This is a genomic window from Streptomyces sp. WAC06614, assembly GCF_003949795.1.
In the GTDB taxonomy this organism is placed as follows: Bacteria; Actinomycetota; Actinomycetes; order Streptomycetales; family Streptomycetaceae; genus Streptomyces.
Genome location: NZ_RPRY01000683.1, coordinates 1 through 1,281 on the forward strand (window position 1 = coordinate 1; position 1,281 = coordinate 1,281).

The window sequence follows — 1,281 nt, forward strand, 5'->3', positions numbered from 1 at the left end:
GCGTGGGGCTCGCCGGCGGGGTCGGCGACGGGCTCGTCGCGGGCGGACTCGCCGGCGGGGTCGTGCCCGGCGGAGTCTCGGCGGCCCGTCCGCTGCCGCGTACGGCGAGCACCGCGCCGCCCGGTTCCACCCCGACCCGGGCGGTCCACGGGCCCGCCGGCTGGGCGGCCGGGTCCACGGTGATCCGTACCGTGACCGATTCCCCCGGGGCCAGCCGTCCCGAGGTCCGGTCGGCGTGCAGCCAGGAGGCGTCCGACCACAGGTACCAGTCGACGGGTGCGCCGCCGGACGCGGTCAGTCTCAGGAGCGTGGTCCCGCCGCGGGAGACGGCGCTCACGGTGACCCGGCCGGGGCCGGTGGTCGGCGGGGCGGAGCCCGGCGGGGGCGTGGGCGCCCCGCTGCTGAGGATCTCGACCGAGACGTCCGGGCCGTCGGCGCCCGCGCCGAAGCCGGACCCGGCGCCGGAGCGGGCGGCGTTGCCGGCGTTCTCGTAGGCGGTGAGGGGGCGGCCGTCGGTCCGCGCGGTCGGCGCCTCGGACTCGCTCGCGGAGATCCGCGTGTGACCGGGAACCGTGTGGTCCTCGGTGCTCGGGCCCCCGCGGTACGCCGCCCACAGCGCGAGGACGGGCGCGGCGACGACGGTGGCGACCACGGTGGTGGTCACGGCGCGGGCCCGGATCCGGTCGCGGCGGGCGGCGCGGTCGCGCGGGTCCATGGGGAAGCCGGTGCGGTCGAACCGGGGGCGTGCGGACCGGCCGCGCGGGCGCCCGGCGCGCACCATGGCCGCGTGCACGGCGCGGCGGGGCGCCGGCACCAGCGGGAGGGCGGCGGTGTCGGTGGTGCCGGAGCCGGGCCAGGGGGCGCGGGCCCCGACGCGTTCGGCGACGCGGCGGCAGCGCGGGCAGTCGTCGACGTGGCGCACCAGCTCGGCCCGCAGGGTGGTGGACAGCAGGAGCTGGCTGTCTCCGGTGAGCCGGGAGACGGCGGGGCACCCGCCGGTCTCGACCACGGCGAGGGCGGCCCGGGTGCGCTCGACCTCGCAGGCGGCGCCGGAGAGCAGTTCCCGGGCGTTGGCCGCGCCGGTACCGAGCACGGCGGCCAGCTCGGGCACGCCGAGCCGGTGCCGGACCGCGAGTTCCAGGGCCTCGCGCTGCTCGGGGGTGGTCCCGGCGGCCTCGGGCCAGGCGAGCCGGGCGAGCTCGGTGCGGCGGTAGGCGGAGACGTCGAGGGGCTCGGCGGCGGCCCGGGTCCCGGGGGCGGCGCCGAGCCCCTCGACGTCTC

Annotated in this window: 1 protein-coding gene; it reads right to left on the reverse strand. The window is 80.6% G+C overall.

Annotated elements, in window-relative coordinates; all coding sequences use genetic code 11:
* A partial coding sequence (locus tag EF918_RS35860; protein WP_185922098.1) for a BACON domain-containing protein occupies positions 1-1,281 on the reverse strand: 1,281 nt, incomplete at both ends.